The following is a 17,113-nucleotide window of genomic DNA, read 5'->3' as shown; positions in this document are numbered from 1 at the left end:
CTACGCGCCTAGAATCGATCTGTCCATCGTGCGCCGGCCGTGGCGCATCCCCTTCCCTTCGGAGCGTTCGCATGACCCTGCATATCGGCCTTCTCGTGTTTCCCGGCGTCCAGCAACTCGATCTCACCGGCCCGCACGACGTGCTCGCGTCGTTGCCCGACGCGACCGTCCATCTGGTCTGGAAATCGCGCGACACCGTCACGTCGAGCAGCGGCCTCGCGCTCGCGGCGACCTGCACGTTCGACGATTGCCCGCCGCTCGACGTGATCTGCGTGCCCGGCGGGATCGGCATCAACGACCTGCTGCTCGATGCCGAAACGATCGCGTTCGTGCAGCAGCGCGCGGCCGCCGCGCGCTACGTGACGTCAGTCTGCACGGGTGCGCTGCTGCTCGGCGTGGCCGGCCTGCTGCGCGGCCGCCGCGCGACGACGCACTGGGCATTTCATTCGCTGCTCGCGCCGCTCGGGGCGGTGCCCGTGCGCGAGCGCGTGGTGCGCGACGGCAACCTGATCACCGGCGGCGGCGTAACGGCCGGCATCGACTTCGCGTTGACGATCGCCGCCGAACTCGTCGGCGACGAAGAGGCGCAGTCGATCCAGCTGGCGCTCGAATACGCGCCCGCGCCGCCGTTCGATGCGGGCTCGCCGGATACGGCGCCGGCGTCGGTACTGAAGCGCGTGACCGAGCGCTCGGCGGCAGGGCTGGAGAAGCGCAGGCAGACGATCGACGCGGCGTTGCGCGCGATGTCCCGCTGAAGACAAGCACACGAAAACCGAAGGGCGGGCGGGCCGCGCGGCCACGCAGCCTGCCCGACTCGGCAGCATTCGCATTGACCGACCGGACCTATCGATGAACATCATCCGCAGCACCGCATTCACCGCGCAACGCCCGTGGGGGGCGCTGGACATCGCGAACCTGAACGGCATCACGGTCCGCCTGCACTGGACCGATCGGCCGTACCGCTGGCATGTGAATGACGGCGAGGAGGTTTTCGCGGTGCTCGACGGCCGTGTCGAGATGCGCTACCGCGCAGCAGGTGTCGAGCACGCGACGGTGCTCGAGACGGGAGACGTCTTCCACGCGACGATCGGCACCGAACACGTCGCGCACCCGCTCGGCGAAGCGCGCATCCTCGTGATCGAGACCGAAGGCAGCGACTGACGACGGGGCGTCAGCCCGAGATGGTGCCCGTCCCTTGCGACGGGATCAGCTTCGGCTGCGGCGTGCACAGGCACTGGCACAGGTCGTGTTCGAGCGCGACGACCTTGCCCATCACGGTCATCGTCCGCTCGCCGCCGTCGGATACGATCACGCCCTGGGTCTTGCACGCGGCGCAGAACACCGGCGCGCCGAGATAGGCGAGTTCGCGGCCGTCGAACGACGAATTGGCGATTCCGTCGAGCACGACACCGCCATGGTCGGTCGTGTCGCCCTTCAGGATGAATTTGCGGCTCATGCTTCGGCTCTCCCTCGGAAACGCCGCGCAGCGCGGCATCGGGCCGCGCGCGGGCAGTCGGTATCCGCCCGTCGGTCGCGGGCGTTTCGCGAGGATATCACCGCGCGGCCGATCGTCGAATGCATGTCGTTCAGCGCGGCGTTCACGGTGTCGTCGTACGCCGACACCGTGTCATGCACGCCGAAGCACTTCATGGAAGTCGACTCGATACGCGAGCGGATGATCGCGATCGCGTGCGACTGGCTGATTCATTGCTTCGTCGAAGCCATGCGCCGGCACGATCCCGCGAAGCGGCGATAGCGATGGCAACGCGCTCAGACGAACAGCGCGACGCAAAGCGCGGCGCCGCACAGATACGTGCCGAGCGCGCCGATGAAACGCAGGGGATTCGGCCTGTCCATCGTCGGCCACGCGAGCAGTCCAATCACGAGCAGACAGCGGCACGCGGTTGCCGCGACGATCAACGAGACGATCGCGCGCGACGGGTCGTGTGCGCCGAAATAGAGAAACAGCACCGCGAGAAACGGCGCGTATTCGGCCGTGTTGCCGTGCGCGCGCACGATCTTGTGCAACCCGTCGGTCGGATCGGACGCACATCCGGAACCGGTGGTGCGCCGGAAGCGCGCAACGGACACGATCAGGCCGAGCCCGAACAGCAGCAACCCCAGGATCGTCGTGCAAACGAGCGCGACGGGATGGATCGACATGGCACCCCCGATGCATGCGGACATGCGCTGCACATCGGGCGATCGTACCTGCGGCCGGTGCACCCGGCTATCGCGGAAACCCGTAGCGTCTTCACACACCGGCAACGGATTCGGACAGGATCGGACCCGATTTGCGGTCGATACGGCGATGCACAAGACCGGTGCGTGAGCCGCCGGCGCCGCCACGCGCCGTCGTTCCCGGCGGCCAGGCGGTGCGCGCAAACGTTACGCCACGGCGACACGCGCCACCGCGTCGCACCGCCCATTGCCGCACGTCACAGGCATGTGCGTTGCGTCGACGCATCTCGGTAGTGAACCGCCCTTGGCAGCCCGCTGCGGAGGACTACACTAATCCTTAATGAGGTGCGGCCGGAGCCTGCGCCTTCAGGGAGACGCCGCCATGAATCGGCCGCTGAATCGCATCCTGCCGCGCGTGACCGGTAGTGCCTCGGTCTGGACGTGGATCAAGTGGTCCTTGCTGGCCGCGCTGGTGATCGCAATCGCGATCGTCGCGCGACTCGTGATGACCGAGATCGCGACATCGCGCCTGCAGGCGCACTACCTGTCCGAGCTCACCCGTGACGTCGGCTACACCGTCGAGGCCGGCGCAAGCGACCACATCCGCTTCCCCGCCAACGGGCCGTACGACCAGCGCCTCGGCTACGCGATGATTCCTGCGTTCCAGCAGCATCTGCTCGCGCGCGGCTTCGTCGTCGGCAAGCAGGCGCGCGATTCGCAACGAATGCTGTCGCTCGCCGATCACGGCCTGTTCCTGCCTTACGAAGAAAAAGACCAGGCCGGGCTGATGCTGTTCGACTCGACCGGCGCCCCGCTGTTCGCGACCGTGTTCCCGCAGCGCGTCTACGCCGACTTCGACACGGTGCCGCGCGTGATCGCGGATTCGTTGCTGTTCATCGAGGATCGCTACCTGCTCGACGCGAACCAGCCGAACCGCAATCCCGCGATCGACTGGGGACGCTTCAGCCGCGCGCTCGCCGACCAGGCGATGCACGTCGTCAACCATCATCAGGCGCGTCCCGGCGGCAGCACGCTCGCGACGCAGATCGAGAAGTTCCGCCATTCGCCCGACGGCCGCACCGCGACGCCGCCGGAGAAGCTGCGGCAGATCGCGTCCGCGTCGGTCCTCGCATACCTGAACGGCCCGCAGACGATGCTCGCGCGGCGCGCGATCCTGGTGCGCTACCTGAACTCGGTGCCGCTCGCCGCGCGGCCGCACGTGGGTGAAATCACCGGCATCGGCGACGGTCTCGCCGCGTGGTACGGCCGCGACTTCAACGACGTGAACCGGATCCTGTCCGCGCCGACGACCGGCGACAACGTCGACGAACAGGGCAAGACGTTCCGTGAGGTGCTGTCGCTGATCATCGCGCAGCGCGCGCCGTCGTACTTCCTGAATCGCGGCTATCCGGCGCTGCAGAAGCTGACCGACAGCTACCTGCGGCTCCTGTCGACCGGCGGCGTGATCTCGCCCGCGCTGCGCGACGCGGCGCTCGCCGCGCAGATCGAGCGCAGCGCGCCGCCGGCCGCCGCGCACGTGCAGTCGTTCGTGTCGCGCAAGGCCGTGTCGTCCGCGCGCGCGTCGCTGCTGTCGGCACTCGGGATCAGCGACCTGTACCAGCTCGACCAGCTCGACCTCGAAGCCACCAGCACGCTCGACAACGGCGTGCAGCAGGCGGTCGCCGAACGGCTCGCGCGGGCGTCGACCCGCGACGGCGCGCAGGCCGCCGGCCTGTACGGCTTCGAGATGCTCGCTCCGAAGGACGACCCGTCGCACCTCACGTACAGCTTCACGCTGTACGAGCACCGCAACGGCGCGAACATGCTGCGCGTGCAGACCGACAGCGTGAACCAGCCGTTCGACGTAAACCGCGGCGGCCGCATCAACCTCGGCTCGACCGCGAAGCTGCGCACGCTGATCACCTACCTGCAGATCGTCTCCGACCTGCACGCGCGCTACGGCAACCTGTCGAACGCGCAACTCGCGAAGGTGAAGCCCGACCCGATCGACGGACTGTCGCGCTGGGCGCTCGATTACCTGTCGCATACGCGCGATCGCTCGCTGCAGGCGATGCTCGACGCGGCGGTCGAACGCAAGTACTCGGCGAGCCCCGACGTGTTCTACACGGGCGGCGGCGCGCAGGTATTCTCGAACTTCGAGAAGTCGGACAACGGCCGCATCCTGACGCTGCATGCGGCCTTCGAGCACTCGGTCAACCTCGTGTTCGTGCGGCTGATGCGCGACATCGTCCATTACGAGATGCTGCAGGCGGCCGGCCCGTCGTCGTCGTGGCTCGGCGATCCGGAGCAGCGCAAGCATTACCTCGAGCAGTTCGTCGACGGCGAAAGCAAGGTCTACGTGAAGCGCTACTACACGCGCTATGCGGGCAAGGCGCCCGACGACGCGCTCGCGCTGATGCTGCAGGACGTGCGCAAGTCGCCGCCGAAGATCGCGACGGTGCTGCGCAGCGTCGCGCCGAACGAATCGCTCGCGTGGTTCAGCGCGCGGATGCGCGCGCAGCTGAAGGGCACGCCGGCCGCGACGCTGTCGGACGACGATCTCGCCGCGCTCTACGCGAAGTACGCGATCGACCGGTTCAACCTCAACGATCGCGGCTATATCGCGAGCGTCCACCCGCTCGCGCTGTGGACGCTCAACTATCTGCGCGCACATCCGAATGCGCCGCTCGGCGACGTTCAGCGCGACAGCCGCGATGCGCGCTTCTACACGTACTCGTGGCTGTACAAGACGCGCTACCACGCGACCCAGGACCGGCGCATTCGCCACATGGTCGAGCTGCGCGCGTACGGGGAGATCACGAAAGCGTGGCGTGCGCTCGGCTACCCGTTCGCGGAAGTCACGCCGTCATACGCGGCCGCGATCGGCGCATCGGGCGACCAGCCCGACGCGCTCGCGAAACTGATCGGCCTGATCGCGAACGGCGGCCAGAAGGCGCCGACCGAGACGATCACACGCCTCGACTTCGCGAAGGGCACGCCGTACGAAACGCGCTTCGTGCGCGCGGCCGCGCAGCCGCAGCCGATGCTGTCGCCGGAGATCGTCGACGTGGCGCGCACGCTGCTGCGCGACGTCGTGCTCAACGGCACCGCGCGGCGTCTCGCGGGCGGCTTCACGCTGCCCGACGGCAAGACGCTCCAGGTGTACGGCAAGACCGGGACGGGCGACCAGCGCTTCAACGTCTACGCGCGCGGCGCGCGGCTGATCGAGTCGCGCAAGGTCAATCGCAGCGGCACGTTCGTGTTCGTGCTCGGCGACCGCTTCTTCGGCGTGCTGACGGCGACCGCGCACGAGCCGTACGCAGCACGCTACGACTTCACGAGCGCGATGGCGGTGCAGTTGCTGAAGTCGATGGCGCCGGCGCTCGCGCCGCTGATCGAGCGCCCGGTCACGGCCGGCACGCGCACGGCGGGCCCGGCGCCGCAGGCGGAAACGCCGGCGCCGCAGGCCGCGCCGGCCGAGCCGTCCTGACGACGGCCCGTGCGCTCACGCGACGACGCGCCGCTCAGTGCGAGCGGCCGTCGTAGTGCGTGACCGGCAGCGCGTCGATATCGACATCCTCGAGGCATCGCACGTTGATCGCGGCCATCGCGGTGCCGTCCGGATGGGTACCCTCGCCGAACGCATGAATCCCGCAGCGCTTGCAGAAGCGATGGCGGATCACGTGCTTGTTGAACGTATAGGTCGCGAGATGTTCGTCGGGCGTGAGGAGCTTCATGTGATCGCGCGGCACGAACCACATCAGCGCGCCCTTGCGTCGGCAGATCGAGCAGTTGCAGGCCATCACGCCCTGCAGGTCGCCTTCCACCTCGAACTTCACGTCGCCGCAGTGACAGCTTCCACGATAAAGCATGGTCGTCTCCCGGGGCGGCCCGTGCGCGACGACGGCATCCCGGCGGGACACCGTTGGCCGGGTCGGCTCAAACGAGTACAGTAGCGCGCACCCGCGTCGCTCGCAACGTGCCGCGGCGCCTGTCCCGACCCCACTCCGACCACGAGGAAAACCACCATGCTCGAACTGCGCCCCGGCTGCGAATGCTGCGACAAGGACCTGCCGCCCGATTCGCCGGACGCACGCATCTGCACCTTCGAATGCACGTTCTGCGCGACCTGCGCGGACGACGTGCTGAAGGGCCGCTGCCCGAACTGCGGCGGCGATCTGGTGGTGCGGCCGCGCCGTCCGGCGAGCCTGCTCGCGAAATATCCGGCGTCGACGCAACGCGTGCTGAAGCCGGGCGGCTGCGCGAACCACTGACGGCCCGCACCGCCCTTCCCGTCAGGACATCTCGATCCGCGCGCGCGTCACCGCGAGCAGCGACGCCATCGCGCGGCGCGCACCGTCCTCGTCGCGCACGCGAATCGCGTCGCTGACGGCCGCGTGCTCGGCGAGCGACGCATTGAACACATGCGCCCGGCGCGCGTTCAGATGCAGCTGCGCCTCGAGCGTGCGATCGATCAGCGCGCCGAGCGGCACCAGCAGTTCGTTGCCGCCGGCCTCCAGCACGCTCAGGTGAAAGCGCAGGTCCGCGCGCACCCATTCGTCCACGTTGCGCGCGGCGGCCATCGCGCGCACCGCGTCCTCGATCGCGTCGAAGGCGCCCGGCCCGTGCGCGCGCGCGGCCAGCGCGGCCGCATGCGGCTCGATCATCTCGCGCATCTCCTGCAGCTTCAGCGCGAACGCGAGCGGCGGCGCGACACGCGCGTACCAGTCGAGCAGGTCGGCGTCGAGCAGGTTCCATGCGCGGCGCGGCCGTACGCGCGTGCCGACCTTCGGCCGCGATTCGACCAGCCCCTTCGACGTCAGCGTGCGCAGCGCCTCGCGCAGCACCGTGCGGCTCACGCCGAACATCTCCATCAGGTCCGGCTCCCGCGGCAGCAGCGATTCGGGCGGATAGTCGCCGCGCAGGATCGCCGTCGCCAGCCGGAAGGCTGTCTGTCCATGCAGGTCGCGTTGAATGATCGTTCTCCGGTGACGGGCAACGCCGCGGCTGCCCACTATCTGCACAATAGTGCTATTAATACTATTTTTTATCGGGCTGCGCTAGGATAACCGTCACGCATTCGACCGGCGCCGCATCGGCATGTCCGCGCCGGTCACCCCAGGAGACTCGCGACATGAAAATCACCCGCCTCGAAACCTTCGTCGTCCCGCCGCGCTGGCTGTTCCTCAAGATCGAAACCGACGAAGGGATCGTCGGTTGGGGCGAACCGGTCGTCGAGGGCCGCGCGCACACGGTCGAAGCCGCCGTGCACGAACTCGCCGATTATCTGGTCGGCAAGGATCCGCTGCTGATCGAGGATCACTGGCAGGTGATGTATCGCGCCGGCTTCTACCGCGGCGGCCCGATCACGATGAGCGCGATCGCGGGTGTCGACCAGGCGTTGTGGGACATCAAGGGCAAGCATCACGGCGTGCCCGTGCACGCGCTGCTCGGCGGCCAGGTGCGCGACCGCATCAAGGTGTATTCGTGGATCGGCGGCGACCGGCCGAGCGACGTCGCGAACAACGCGCGCGCGGTGGTCGAGCGCGGTTTCAAGGCCGTGAAGATGAACGGCTCCGAGGAGCTGCAGATCGTCGACACCTACGACAAGGTCGAGCAGGTGATCGCGAACGTCGCGGCGGTGCGTGACGCGGTCGGCCCGCACGTCGGGATCGGCGTCGACTTCCACGGCCGCGTGCACAAGCCGATGGCGAAGGTGCTCGCGAAGGAGCTCGATCCGTACAAGCTGATGTTTATCGAGGAGCCGGTGCTGTCGGAGAACGCCGAGGCGCTGCGCGACATCGTCAACCAGACCAACACGCCGATCGCGCTCGGCGAGCGGCTCTACTCGCGCTGGGACTTCAAGCACATCCTCGCGGGCGGCTACGTCGACATCATCCAGCCCGATGCGTCGCACGCGGGCGGCATCACCGAGTGCCGCAAGATCGCGACGCTCGCGGAAAGCTATGACGTCGCGCTCGCGCTGCACTGCCCGCTCGGCCCGATCGCGCTGGCCGCGTGCCTGCAGCTCGATGCGGTGAGCTACAACGCGTTCATCCAGGAACAGAGCCTCGGCATTCACTACAACCAGGGCAACGACCTGCTCGACTACCTGCGCAATCCCGAAGTATTCCGCTACGAAGACGGCTTCGTCGCGATCCCACAGGGCCCGGGGCTCGGCATCGACGTCAACGAGGAGAAAGTGCGCGAGATGGCGAGGACGGGGCATCGCTGGCGCAACCCGGTGTGGCGTCACGCGGACGGCAGCGTCGCCGAATGGTGATGAGGGAGTGAGATGAGGCGCGTTGCGCGGCGTGCATGCCGCGCAACGGCTTCGCGACGGCCGCCCGACAGGCGGCCGTTCGTGCATCTGCAGCACGCGACGCGCGGGCACCCGGCCCGGCACCGCGCCGCCCCGGCCGTCAGCCGAGCGCCGCGAACCCCGGCACGCTGAACGACAGCACGGCGGCCGCGACGAACACGCCGATCATCGTCAGCGCCTCGAGATGCAGGATGTTGCGGAACGTGTACGCGTCTTCGGTCGACGCGGTCCGGCGCAGACGCGGCAGCGCCGAGAAGCGGTTCAACCCGCCGAGCACGAGCGCGAGCGCGACGAGCAGCAGCTTGAGCAGCAGCACGCGCCCCCACGTGGTGCCGTCGAGCGGTGCGAGCGAGCCGCCGAGCCCGCGCAGCGCATTGAGCACGCCCGTGCCGAGCACGAACACGACCGCGATCGTCGACGTACGCGACAGCTGCTGACCGATCCGGATCAGCGCGCCGCGCGCGACCGACGAGCCGAGCACCGGCAGCACCGCGAGCCCGCCCGCGAGCACGAGGCCGCCCCACACCGCGGTGGCGAGCAGGTGCAGCGTCTGCACGCCGACCGCCGCGGACAGCGGGCCGGTGTCGGCCGCATGGCCGAGCGACGCCTTGCCGGCCGCGACCACGATCACCGCGAGCCACAGCACCGCATGCGCGACCGGGCCCTCCGGCTTTGCCAGCGCGACGATCGCGAGCACGACGGCGCCGGCGAACGCGACGCTCCATGCGAAGCCCGTGTGCGTCTGCGCGAGCATGACGGGAATCGCGGCGAATGCGCCGCCGAGCCCCGCGCCGCTCATCGACGCCGCTTCATACACCAGCCAGCCGAGATCGGCGAGCACGAGCGCCAGCGCCGCCGCGACCAGCGAATGTTGCGCGCGCAGCCATGCGGGATGCGACGGCGCGACGACCGGTCGCGCGCCGTCCTTGCCGAGCCACGCCTTGAGCAGCGCCGAACCGACGGCCATCGCGAACGTCGCGTCCATCAATGCCGCCAGCGCGACCTGCCCGATCCACAAGCTGTCGATCCTCATCGCGCGCGCCCTCCCGGGAACGGCCGGCCCGCAACGCGGCGGCAAGTGGAACGACAGCGGGAAGACGGCAACGGCACGGTAGGGAACGTCATCGATGAATCCGGAAACGGGAGAAATGACTGGGTCTGCGGCGGAGGCGGCGCCGCGCGACCCGCGAGTGTACGGTCTTCGATGGTCAAAGCGCACGCCGGTTCACACAACCCGTGTACGAAGCGCGTCAAATTGTCGCAAGTCGCAAACAGGCAGGAACCGATGTCCTTTTGCCAAATAGCCGTCATTACCCATAGATGATAGAATGCCGCGTCGCAGCAGCCCGGCTGTCCTGCCGTCCATGCGCCGAGCCGATCGTAGCCCGGACAGGTCCCCGACGAATAAACATGGAGTCTCGTGTGTCTTCAAGACGCCTCTTCCGTCCGTTGCTTGCCGTTCTCCTGATCGGTGGCGCGGGCCTTACGAGCGCTGCTCAAGCGCAGACCAAGCCCACGGAGCAAGCGCACGCCCAGCAGGCGCCGCTCAAGGCACCCGATACGATGGCCGAGCGTGTGCGCGGCTGTACCGCATGCCATGGCGTTCACGGCCAGGGTACGGACAACGACTATTTCCCGCGGCTTGCCGGCAAGCCGGCGGAGTACCTGTACAACCAGCTCGTCAACTTCCGTGATGGCCGGCGCAAGTACCCGCCGATGAACTATCTGCTGACGTACCTGAACGACGATTACCTGAAAGAGATCGCCGAGCACTTCTCGGCCGAGCGTCCGCCGTACCCGACGCCGGCCAAGCCGACGCTGCCGGCCGCCACGCTCGCGCGCGGCAAGCAGCTCGTCACGCAAGGCGATCCGTCGCGCAAGCTGCCGGCCTGCGTGGCCTGCCACGGCGCTGGGCTGACCGGCATGCAGCCGGCGATCCCGGGCCTCGTCGGCCTGCACGCCGATTACCTGAGCGCACAGCTCGGCGCATGGCGCTCGGGCAACCGCCACGCGAAGGCACCGGATTGCATGCACGAGATCGCGTCGAAGCTGTCGGACGAAGACGTGACGGCCGTGACCGCATGGCTCGCCGCGCAACCGGCGCCCGCCAACCCCGTGCCGGCCCCGGCGCGTTCGATGAAGACTCCGCTCGCCTGCGGCAGCGAACCGCAATAAGGCAAGGGAGACAGACACAATGAAACGCAAGTCCCTGTTTGCACTCTCGGCCGTCGCGATCGTCGCGGCTGCCGCCCTCGTGCCGGTCCTCTGGCCGGGCAACGACACGCTGCACGGCAACGCTGCCGTCGCGGCCACGCCGGCCGACCAGGCCGCGCTGATCAAGAAGGGCGAATACCTCGCGCGCGTCGGCGACTGTATCGCGTGCCACACCGTGCGCGGCGGCAAGTCGTTCGCGGGCGGCCTGCCGATGGCGACGCCGTTCGGCACGATGTACACGCCGAACATCACGCCGGACGACAAGGACGGTATCGGCAAGTGGACGTCGGACGACTTCTACCGCGCGATGCACACCGGCCGTTCGAAGGACGGCAGCCTGCTCTACCCTGGCTTCCCGTTCGCGAGCTACACGAAGGTCACGCGCGCCGACTCGGACGCGATCTACGCGTACCTGCGTTCGGTCCCGCCGGTCTCGGTGCCGAGCCGTCCGCATGAACTGAAGTTCCCGTTCAACAACCGCAATCTGCTGATCGGCTGGCGCACGCTGTTCTTCAAGGAAGGCGAATACAAGCCGGATCCGACCAAGTCGGTCGAATGGAACCGCGGCGCGTACCTCGTCGAAGGCCTCGGCCACTGCTCGATGTGCCACACGTCGATCAACATGATGGGCGGCCCGGTGAGCTCGGCGGCCTTCGCGGGTGGCCTGATCCCGCTGCAGAACTGGTATGCGCCGTCGCTGACGAACGACAAGGAACTCGGCCTCGGCGACTGGCACGTGCAGGAGCTGTCGGACCTGCTGCAGGCCGGCGTATCGAACAAGGGCGCGGTGTTCGGCCCGATGGCCGACGTCGTGCACAACAGCCTGCAGTACATGAGCGACGAAGATACGCGCGCGATGTCGACGTACCTGAAGTCGATCCCGCAGAAGGCTGAAGCGCCGAAGAACATGCAGTACGAGCCGTCGAAGCAATTCGGCAACGCGCTGTTCGACCAGGGCAAGAAGATCTACGCGGACAACTGCGCAACCTGCCACGCCGAAACCGGCGCAGGCAAGCCGCCAGCGTATCCGCCGCTCGCGGGCAACCATTCGATCGTGATGGAATCGGCGGTCAACCCGATCCGCATGGTGCTGAATGGCGGCTATCCGCCGAGCACGTTCAAGAATCCGCGTCCGTACGGGATGCCGCCGTTCGCGCAGTCGCTGTCGAACCAGGAAGTCGCGGCGGTGGTCACGTATATCCGGATGTCGTGGGGCAACAACGGTACGCCGATCTCGCCGCAACAGGTGAGCGACCTGCGTTCCGCGCCGCTTGACTAAATAACGCGCGACACACACGGGGGCGCGGCTGCGGGAAACCGCAGCCGCGCCCCTTTGCTTTTTGCGACGCCGTTCCCCGCGCGGGCCGCGCGAGGCGTCGCCGATCATAAAACTCAAGAGTGGTATCTATGTCTTTCGAATCTCTCGGCTTGGCCGAACCGCTCGTCAAGGCGGTCAACGAGCTCGGCTACACGTCGCCGACTCCCATCCAGCAGCAGGCGATCCCCGCCGTCCTCGGCGGCGGCGACCTGCTCGCCGGCGCCCAGACCGGCACCGGCAAGACCGCCGGCTTCACGCTGCCGATCCTGCAGCGCCTGCACACGTTCTATGCCGAGCATCGCGGCGCGAAGCGCGCGGTGCGCGCGCTGATCCTCACGCCGACGCGTGAACTCGCCGCCCAGGTCGAGGAAAGCGTGCGCGCGTACAGCAAATACCTGAAGCTGCGCTCGACCGTGATGTTCGGCGGCGTCAGCATCAATCCGCAGATCGATGCGCTCAAGCGCGGCGTCGACATCGTCGTCGCGACGCCGGGGCGTCTGCTCGACCACATGCAGCAGAAGACGATCGATCTGTCGGATCTCGACATCCTCGTGCTCGACGAAGCCGACCGGATGCTCGACATGGGCTTCATCCACGACATCAAGCGCGTGCTCGCGAAACTGCCGCCGCAGCGCCAGAACCTGCTGTTCTCGGCGACCTTCTCGGACGAGATCAAGTCGCTCGCCGACAGCCTGCTCGATTCGCCCGCACTGATCGAGGTCGCACGCCGCAACACCACCGCGGAAAGCGTCGCGCAGAAGATCCACCCGGTCGACCGCGATCGCAAGCGCGAGCTGCTCACGCATCTGATCCGCGAACACAACTGGTTCCAGGTGCTCGTGTTCACGCGCACCAAGCACGGTGCGAACCGGCTCGCGGAACAGTTGACGAAGGACGGCATCAGCGCGATGGCGATCCACGGCAACAAGAGCCAGTCGGCCCGCACGCGCGCGCTCGCGGAATTCAAGAACAGCACGCTGCAGGTGCTGGTCGCGACCGACATCGCCGCACGCGGGATCGACATCGACCAGCTGCCGCACGTCGTCAATTTCGACCTGCCGAACGTGCCGGAGGATTACGTGCACCGGATCGGCCGCACGGGCCGCGCGGGCGCGACGGGCGAAGCCGTGTCGCTCGTGTGCGTCGACGAGAAGCAGCTGCTGCGCGACATCGAGCGGCTGATCAAGCGCGAGATTCCGCAGGAAGTGATCGCGGGCTTCGAACCCGATCCGAACGCGAAGCCGGAGCCGATCCAGCAACGCCGCGGGCAGCAGCCGCGCGGCGGCAACGGCAACGGCGGCGGCGGCAATCGCCAGCCGCGTGCAGGCGGCGCCGGCCAGCCGGCCGCGAAGCGCGACGGCAATGCGCAACCGAAGGCCGCGAAGGCGGCCAAGCCGCGCACGGCCGGCGGCGCGACCGGCAATGCCGGTGGCGGCGGCGGTCGCCCGTCAGGCGGCAACGGCGCGCGTCCGGCGAACGGCAACGCCGCGCACGCCAACCGCAACCGTTCGTCGCGCAGCGGCCAGCGCGGTCACTGAAGCCGCGCGGCCGCGCGCCGCAGGTGCTCGACCTGGCGCTGCCAGCGTGCGAGCACCTCGGCGCGCACCTCCCCTTCCAGCGCGAACGTGACGCCCGTCGCGAGACGCGCATAGCCGACCCGCTGCGCATCGCCATGCGCGATCGTCGCGGCGAACCCGGCCAGTCCGCAGAAGTCCCCTTCGAGCGGCTCGATCCTCAGTTGTGCCTGAAAGAATGCGCCGTCCGCGACGAGCGTCAACGCGGCCGCGCGCCGTTGCGCCAGCGCGCGCGCCGCGCGCGATTGCGGCCATAGCGCAAGCAGCAGCGTGTGCGCGTCGCGCGCAAGAATCTCGCCGACGCTGAGCAGCGTCGTGCGCAACTGGCCATCGTCGGTCGCGACGATCAGCGATGCGGCGAAGTCGGCATGGCGTTCGAGCGCGGCGCCGTCGAACAGCGAAACGACGGCCGGCGGCCACGCGTCGAACGTCCATTGTTCGAGCGCGTGGCGATGGGTATCGGTCATGATGGCGGGCCCGGTGAAAAGCAGACGATGATGCCGAAGCATACGCGCGCCGCCGGACCGCGCGGTGACGATCAGCGCATGAACACGTGCCGCGTGATCTTCGTCAGCGGATAGTGGACACTCGGCTGGATCTTGGCAGGCAGGTCGAGCGGCTTGAGCAGCATCTTCACGCACATGTCGGCCGACAGGTTGCGCCGCACGAGCGAGCTGATGCGCGCAACGCGCTCGCGGTTGTACTGGCTGTCGCCGACACGGTCCGGGTAGCGGATCGCGAACACGTGGCGCAGCGCGATCTCCGAATCCTCGTTCTTGATTTCCAGCACGCGGCGCGTCAGCGCGCCGAGCACCGCGAGCCGGCCGTTGCCTTCGAGCTTGTTGTACTTCTTGAAGAACTTGAAGAAGTGCTTGTAGTGGCGCACCTCGTCCGATCGGATGTTGTCGGTGATTTCCTTCAGCACCGGCTCGTCCGAGCATTCGTTGATCGCGCGATAGAGCGTGGCCGTGCCCGTCTCGACGACGCAGCGCGCGACCATCTCGAGCGCGCGGGTCTTCTCGAATGCGTCGACCGAGCAGGTCTTCGAGTACTCGGCGAAGAAATTCGCGAACGCGGTATCCCAGTCGAACTCGGGCCACACATGCGCGATGTACGCCTTCAGCGCGCGCCCGTGCTGCAGTTCCTCGTGCTCCCACGCCGTGTTGAGCCACGCGGACACTTCCGGATCGTCGTTGAAGAACTCGCTCAGGTTGCTCGTGTAGAGATCCGAGCCGCTTTCGATGAACGACGACGCGCACAGCAACAGCAGCAGATCCTCGTTCGCGGCGGCGCGCTGACGATCGATCCGGTTGAGGTCGATGTCCTCGATACGCCACGGCATGACATGCGTCGTTTCAGTAGGCATGGTGGTGCGCTCCCAGTCGTCGCGCGGCCGGCCGGCCCCGATCTTCGGCACAGGCCCGGCGCGCCCGCAGGCGACGTTTTGCTTGCATTTTTAGTGAGTTGGTCCGGCCGAACCATCCTGGCATCTTAGCCGGACTTTTATGTTCGTGCTTCAAAGCACTGACCATACCCGACGGGCGCAGTTCCGCCGCGCATGTTGCGGTTCGTTAGACGAGTTGTTCGAACCGGTTCGCGCACGTTCGACGAGATGCGCCGCGTCAAGCGAAACGGGCGGCCATCCGGTCGCCCGTCGAGCGCAAGACTGGACTGGAAGCGTTCCGTCAGAAACCGGCCGCGAGGCCGTCGCGACGGCTGTCGCTCGCGGCCACGTAGCCGCGCTCGGGATCGTCGCGATCGAGCCGCCACACGAACTGCCCCGAGCCGAAATCCATGTAAGGATCGTCGATCGACTTGATCGTATGGCCGCGCGCGGCGAGCGCATCGACCGTGTCGCGATTCATCGTCGACTCGACATCGAGCGTGAAGTCGCGATTGACCTTCCAGCGCGGCGCGTCGCAGGCGGCCTGCGGCTGCTGCCCGTAGCCGAGCATGCGCACGACGGTCTGCAGGTGGCCCTGCGGCTGCATGTCGCCGCCCATCACGCCGAAGCTCATCACGGCCTCGTTGCGGCCGTCGACTTCCTCGGTGACGAACGCCGGGATGATCGTATGAAACGGCCGCTTGCCGCCCGCGACGACGTTCGGCGACGCCGGGTCCATCGAGAAGCCGTGCCCGCGGTTCTGCAACGCAATGCCCGTACCCGGCACGACGAGCCCCGAACCGAAGCCCATGTAGTTCGACTGAATGAAGCTCACCATCATCCCGCGCTCGTCCGCCGCCGACAGATAGATCGTGCCGCCCGAATGCGGCCGGCCGGCAGCGAAGTGCGTCGCGCGTGCGCGATCGATCAGCTTCGCGCGCTCCGCGAGGTACGCGTCGTCGAGCATCTGCGCGGGCGTCACGTCCATCGCGCGCGGATCGGCGACGTAGCGATAGACGTCCGCGAACGCGAGCTTCATCGCCTCGATCTGCAGGTGCTGCGAGTCGGCCGAATCGACCGGACATTCGGCCACGCCCGCATGCTCGGCGATGCCGAGCGCGATCAGCGCGGCGATGCCCTGCCCGTTCGGCGGGATCTCGTGAATCGAATGGCGGCCGAAGCGCTTGCCGATCGGCTCGACCCATTCCGGCCGGTACGCGCGCAGGTCGGCTTCGGTCAGCGCGCCGCCGCCTTCGCGCGCGAATGCCGCGATCTGCCCGGCGAGCGCGCCCTCGTAGAACGCGCGCGGACCGTCCTTCGCGAGGGTGCGCAGCGTCCGCGCGTGGCCCGGCAGGCACATGCGCTCGCCGACGAGCGGCGCGCGCCCGCGCGGCATGAAGGTATCGGCGAAGCCCGGCAGCCCCTGCAGCGCGGGCACCGCGGCGGCCCACTTGTGCGCGACGATCGGCGACACCGAATAGCCGCGCTCGGCGATCTCGATCGCCGGCTCGAGCAGGTCCGCAAACGGCAGCGAACCGAACTTCGCGTGCAGCGCTTCCCAGCCCGCGATCACGCCGGGCACCGTGACAGTGTCCCAGCCGCGCGTCGGCTTGTTCGCGATGCCGCGTGTGTCCTCGCCGTGGCGCTGGCGGAAGTAGCCGGGGTTCCACGCGGCCGGCGCGACGCCCGACGCATTCAGCCCGGACAGCCGCTCGCCGTCCCACACGAGCGCGAACGCATCGCCGCCGAGCCCGCACGACACGGGCTCGACCACCGTGATCGCGGCTGCCGCGGCCAGCGCCGCATCCACGGCATTGCCGCCCTTCCACAGCATCCGCAGCCCGGCCTGCGCCGCGAGCGGGTGCGACGTCGACACGACGTTGCGCGCGAATACCGGAATGCGGGTCGTCGGATACGGGTTGTGCCAGTTGAAGCCAGTCATCGGTTCCACCTCGTCGAAAGCTGAATGAACGCGCCGGACGCACGGCCGGCGTGCGCGGACAGTCCGCCATTGCAGCGCGATCCGCGTGATCGCACAAATTCATTTGTCACATGAATCCATGTGCTTTCCGCATGAATTCCGCGCAGCGATACACCGCTGGTCGGTCGAACGCCCTTCC

Annotated in this window: 17 protein-coding genes; 9 read left to right on the top strand and 8 right to left on the bottom strand. The window is 68.0% G+C overall.

What is annotated here, in order from left to right; all coding sequences use genetic code 11:
- The first annotated feature begins 71 nt into the window (after window positions 1-71).
- Both HWX22_RS14490 and HWX22_RS14485 read left to right on the top strand, forming a co-directional pair.
- The gene (locus HWX22_RS14490; RefSeq protein WP_175915870.1) at window positions 72-755 is read left to right on the top strand and encodes a DJ-1/PfpI family protein; all 684 of its coding nucleotides are present in this window, start codon (window positions 72-74) and stop codon (window positions 753-755) included.
- 94 nt (window positions 756-849) lie between these two features.
- A complete protein-coding gene (locus tag HWX22_RS14485; RefSeq protein WP_059528060.1) occupies window positions 850-1,161 on the top strand; it encodes a cupin in 312 nt (103 codons plus the stop codon).
- A gap of 10 nt (window positions 1,162-1,171) precedes the next feature.
- Here the strand turns inward: HWX22_RS14485 and HWX22_RS14480 are convergent, their stop codons facing one another.
- Window positions 1,172-1,456: a PAAR domain-containing protein gene (locus HWX22_RS14480; RefSeq protein ID WP_011657840.1), complete on the bottom strand. Its 285-nt coding sequence runs from the start codon at window positions 1,454-1,456 to the stop codon at window positions 1,172-1,174.
- Between the two features lie 123 nt (window positions 1,457-1,579).
- Between HWX22_RS14480 and HWX22_RS14475 the strand changes: the two genes are divergently transcribed.
- On the top strand, window positions 1,580-1,756 hold the full coding sequence (locus HWX22_RS14475; protein WP_244135227.1) for a hypothetical protein: 177 nt from the start codon (window positions 1,580-1,582) through the stop codon (window positions 1,754-1,756).
- A gap of 14 nt (window positions 1,757-1,770) precedes the next feature.
- Here the strand turns inward: HWX22_RS14475 and HWX22_RS14470 are convergent, their stop codons facing one another.
- The gene (locus HWX22_RS14470; protein ID WP_059528067.1) at window positions 1,771-2,163 is read right to left on the bottom strand and encodes an MAPEG family protein; all 393 of its coding nucleotides are present in this window, start codon (window positions 2,161-2,163) and stop codon (window positions 1,771-1,773) included.
- 400 nt (window positions 2,164-2,563) lie between these two features.
- Between HWX22_RS14470 and HWX22_RS14465 the strand changes: the two genes are divergently transcribed.
- A complete protein-coding gene (locus tag HWX22_RS14465) occupies window positions 2,564-5,671 on the top strand; it encodes a biosynthetic peptidoglycan transglycosylase (protein WP_175915869.1) in 3,108 nt (1,035 codons plus the stop codon).
- 34 nt (window positions 5,672-5,705) lie between these two features.
- Here the strand turns inward: HWX22_RS14465 and HWX22_RS14460 are convergent, their stop codons facing one another.
- Window positions 5,706-6,053, bottom strand: a complete 348-nt coding sequence (locus tag HWX22_RS14460) for a GFA family protein (protein ID WP_059820367.1) — start codon at window positions 6,051-6,053, stop codon at window positions 5,706-5,708.
- Window positions 6,054-6,209: 156 nt separating this feature from the next.
- On the opposite strand from HWX22_RS14460, the gene HWX22_RS14455 reads away from it, so the two are divergent.
- Complete coding sequence (locus HWX22_RS14455; protein WP_059528077.1) at window positions 6,210-6,455, top strand: DUF1272 domain-containing protein; 246 nt, start codon at window positions 6,210-6,212, stop codon at window positions 6,453-6,455.
- Window positions 6,456-6,476: 21 nt separating this feature from the next.
- Here HWX22_RS14455 and HWX22_RS14450 read toward each other — a convergent pair whose 3' ends face one another.
- Window positions 6,477-7,196 (bottom strand): FadR/GntR family transcriptional regulator, encoded by a 720-nt coding sequence (locus HWX22_RS14450; protein WP_236873194.1) that lies wholly within the window; start codon window positions 7,194-7,196, stop codon window positions 6,477-6,479.
- A 119-nt stretch (window positions 7,197-7,315) separates the two neighbouring features.
- Between HWX22_RS14450 and dgoD the strand changes: the two genes are divergently transcribed.
- Window positions 7,316-8,464, top strand: a complete 1,149-nt coding sequence (gene dgoD, locus HWX22_RS14445; protein ID WP_175915868.1) for a galactonate dehydratase — start codon at window positions 7,316-7,318, stop codon at window positions 8,462-8,464.
- Window positions 8,465-8,603: 139 nt separating this feature from the next.
- On the opposite strand, the gene HWX22_RS14440 is transcribed toward dgoD, so the two are convergent.
- A complete protein-coding gene (locus HWX22_RS14440) occupies window positions 8,604-9,536 on the bottom strand; it encodes a CopD family protein (protein WP_175910686.1) in 933 nt (310 codons plus the stop codon).
- Window positions 9,537-9,913: 377 nt separating this feature from the next.
- On the opposite strand from HWX22_RS14440, the gene HWX22_RS14435 reads away from it, so the two are divergent.
- From HWX22_RS14435 to HWX22_RS14425, 3 genes are all read left to right on the top strand, one after another.
- Window positions 9,914-10,678, top strand: coding sequence for a c-type cytochrome (locus HWX22_RS14435; RefSeq protein WP_059528087.1), 765 nt, complete (start codon window positions 9,914-9,916; stop codon window positions 10,676-10,678).
- A gap of 19 nt (window positions 10,679-10,697) precedes the next feature.
- A complete protein-coding gene (locus HWX22_RS14430; RefSeq protein WP_059528091.1) occupies window positions 10,698-11,996 on the top strand; it encodes a cytochrome c in 1,299 nt (432 codons plus the stop codon).
- 128 nt (window positions 11,997-12,124) lie between these two features.
- The gene (locus HWX22_RS14425) at window positions 12,125-13,573 is read left to right on the top strand and encodes a DEAD/DEAH box helicase (RefSeq protein ID WP_175915867.1); all 1,449 of its coding nucleotides are present in this window, start codon (window positions 12,125-12,127) and stop codon (window positions 13,571-13,573) included.
- Here the strand turns inward: HWX22_RS14425 and HWX22_RS14420 are convergent.
- From HWX22_RS14420 to HWX22_RS14410, 3 genes are all read right to left on the bottom strand, one after another.
- Window positions 13,567-14,076 (bottom strand): hypothetical protein, encoded by a 510-nt coding sequence (locus tag HWX22_RS14420; RefSeq protein WP_059820370.1) that lies wholly within the window; start codon window positions 14,074-14,076, stop codon window positions 13,567-13,569. The two genes, HWX22_RS14425 and HWX22_RS14420, sit on opposite strands and share 7 nt — an antisense overlap.
- A 71-nt stretch (window positions 14,077-14,147) precedes the next feature.
- Window positions 14,148-14,975, bottom strand: a complete 828-nt coding sequence (locus tag HWX22_RS14415) for a ferritin-like domain-containing protein (protein ID WP_059528332.1) — start codon at window positions 14,973-14,975, stop codon at window positions 14,148-14,150.
- Window positions 14,976-15,294: 319 nt separating this feature from the next.
- The gene (locus tag HWX22_RS14410) at window positions 15,295-16,935 is read right to left on the bottom strand and encodes a gamma-glutamyltransferase family protein (protein WP_175915866.1); all 1,641 of its coding nucleotides are present in this window, start codon (window positions 16,933-16,935) and stop codon (window positions 15,295-15,297) included.
- Window positions 16,936-17,113 lie beyond the last annotated feature (178 nt).

This window comes from Burkholderia sp. BCC1638 (genome assembly GCF_902833195.1).
Taxonomy (GTDB): Bacteria; Pseudomonadota; Gammaproteobacteria; order Burkholderiales; family Burkholderiaceae; genus Burkholderia; species Burkholderia diffusa.
Note: the sequence above shows the minus strand (reverse complement) of the source record. Positions and strands in the feature narration are given on the sequence as shown.

Excerpts from the sequence above, each read along its gene's own strand:
- HWX22_RS14465 (WP_175915869.1), top strand. The coding sequence starts at position 2,564 with ATGAATCGGCCGCTGAATCGCATCCTGCCGCGCGTGACCGGTAGTGCC.
- HWX22_RS14440 (WP_175910686.1), bottom strand. The coding sequence starts at position 9,536 with ATGAGGATCGACAGCTTGTGGATCGGGCAGGTCGCGCTGGCGGCATTG.
- HWX22_RS14475 (WP_244135227.1), top strand. The coding sequence starts at position 1,580 with ATGTCGTTCAGCGCGGCGTTCACGGTGTCGTCGTACGCCGACACCGTG.
- HWX22_RS14490 (WP_175915870.1), top strand. The coding sequence starts at position 72 with ATGACCCTGCATATCGGCCTTCTCGTGTTTCCCGGCGTCCAGCAACTC.
- HWX22_RS14460 (WP_059820367.1), bottom strand. The coding sequence starts at position 6,053 with ATGCTTTATCGTGGAAGCTGTCACTGCGGCGACGTGAAGTTCGAGGTG.
- HWX22_RS14425 (WP_175915867.1), top strand. The coding sequence starts at position 12,125 with ATGTCTTTCGAATCTCTCGGCTTGGCCGAACCGCTCGTCAAGGCGGTC.
- HWX22_RS14435 (WP_059528087.1), top strand. The coding sequence starts at position 9,914 with ATGGAGTCTCGTGTGTCTTCAAGACGCCTCTTCCGTCCGTTGCTTGCC.
- HWX22_RS14415 (WP_059528332.1), bottom strand. The coding sequence starts at position 14,975 with ATGCCTACTGAAACGACGCATGTCATGCCGTGGCGTATCGAGGACATC.
- HWX22_RS14480 (WP_011657840.1), bottom strand. The coding sequence starts at position 1,456 with ATGAGCCGCAAATTCATCCTGAAGGGCGACACGACCGACCATGGCGGT.
- HWX22_RS14420 (WP_059820370.1), bottom strand. The coding sequence starts at position 14,076 with ATGACCGATACCCATCGCCACGCGCTCGAACAATGGACGTTCGACGCG.
- HWX22_RS14485 (WP_059528060.1), top strand. The coding sequence starts at position 850 with ATGAACATCATCCGCAGCACCGCATTCACCGCGCAACGCCCGTGGGGG.
- HWX22_RS14430 (WP_059528091.1), top strand. The coding sequence starts at position 10,698 with ATGAAACGCAAGTCCCTGTTTGCACTCTCGGCCGTCGCGATCGTCGCG.
- dgoD (WP_175915868.1), top strand. The coding sequence starts at position 7,316 with ATGAAAATCACCCGCCTCGAAACCTTCGTCGTCCCGCCGCGCTGGCTG.
- HWX22_RS14455 (WP_059528077.1), top strand. The coding sequence starts at position 6,210 with ATGCTCGAACTGCGCCCCGGCTGCGAATGCTGCGACAAGGACCTGCCG.
- HWX22_RS14470 (WP_059528067.1), bottom strand. The coding sequence starts at position 2,163 with ATGTCGATCCATCCCGTCGCGCTCGTTTGCACGACGATCCTGGGGTTG.
- HWX22_RS14410 (WP_175915866.1), bottom strand. The coding sequence starts at position 16,935 with ATGACTGGCTTCAACTGGCACAACCCGTATCCGACGACCCGCATTCCG.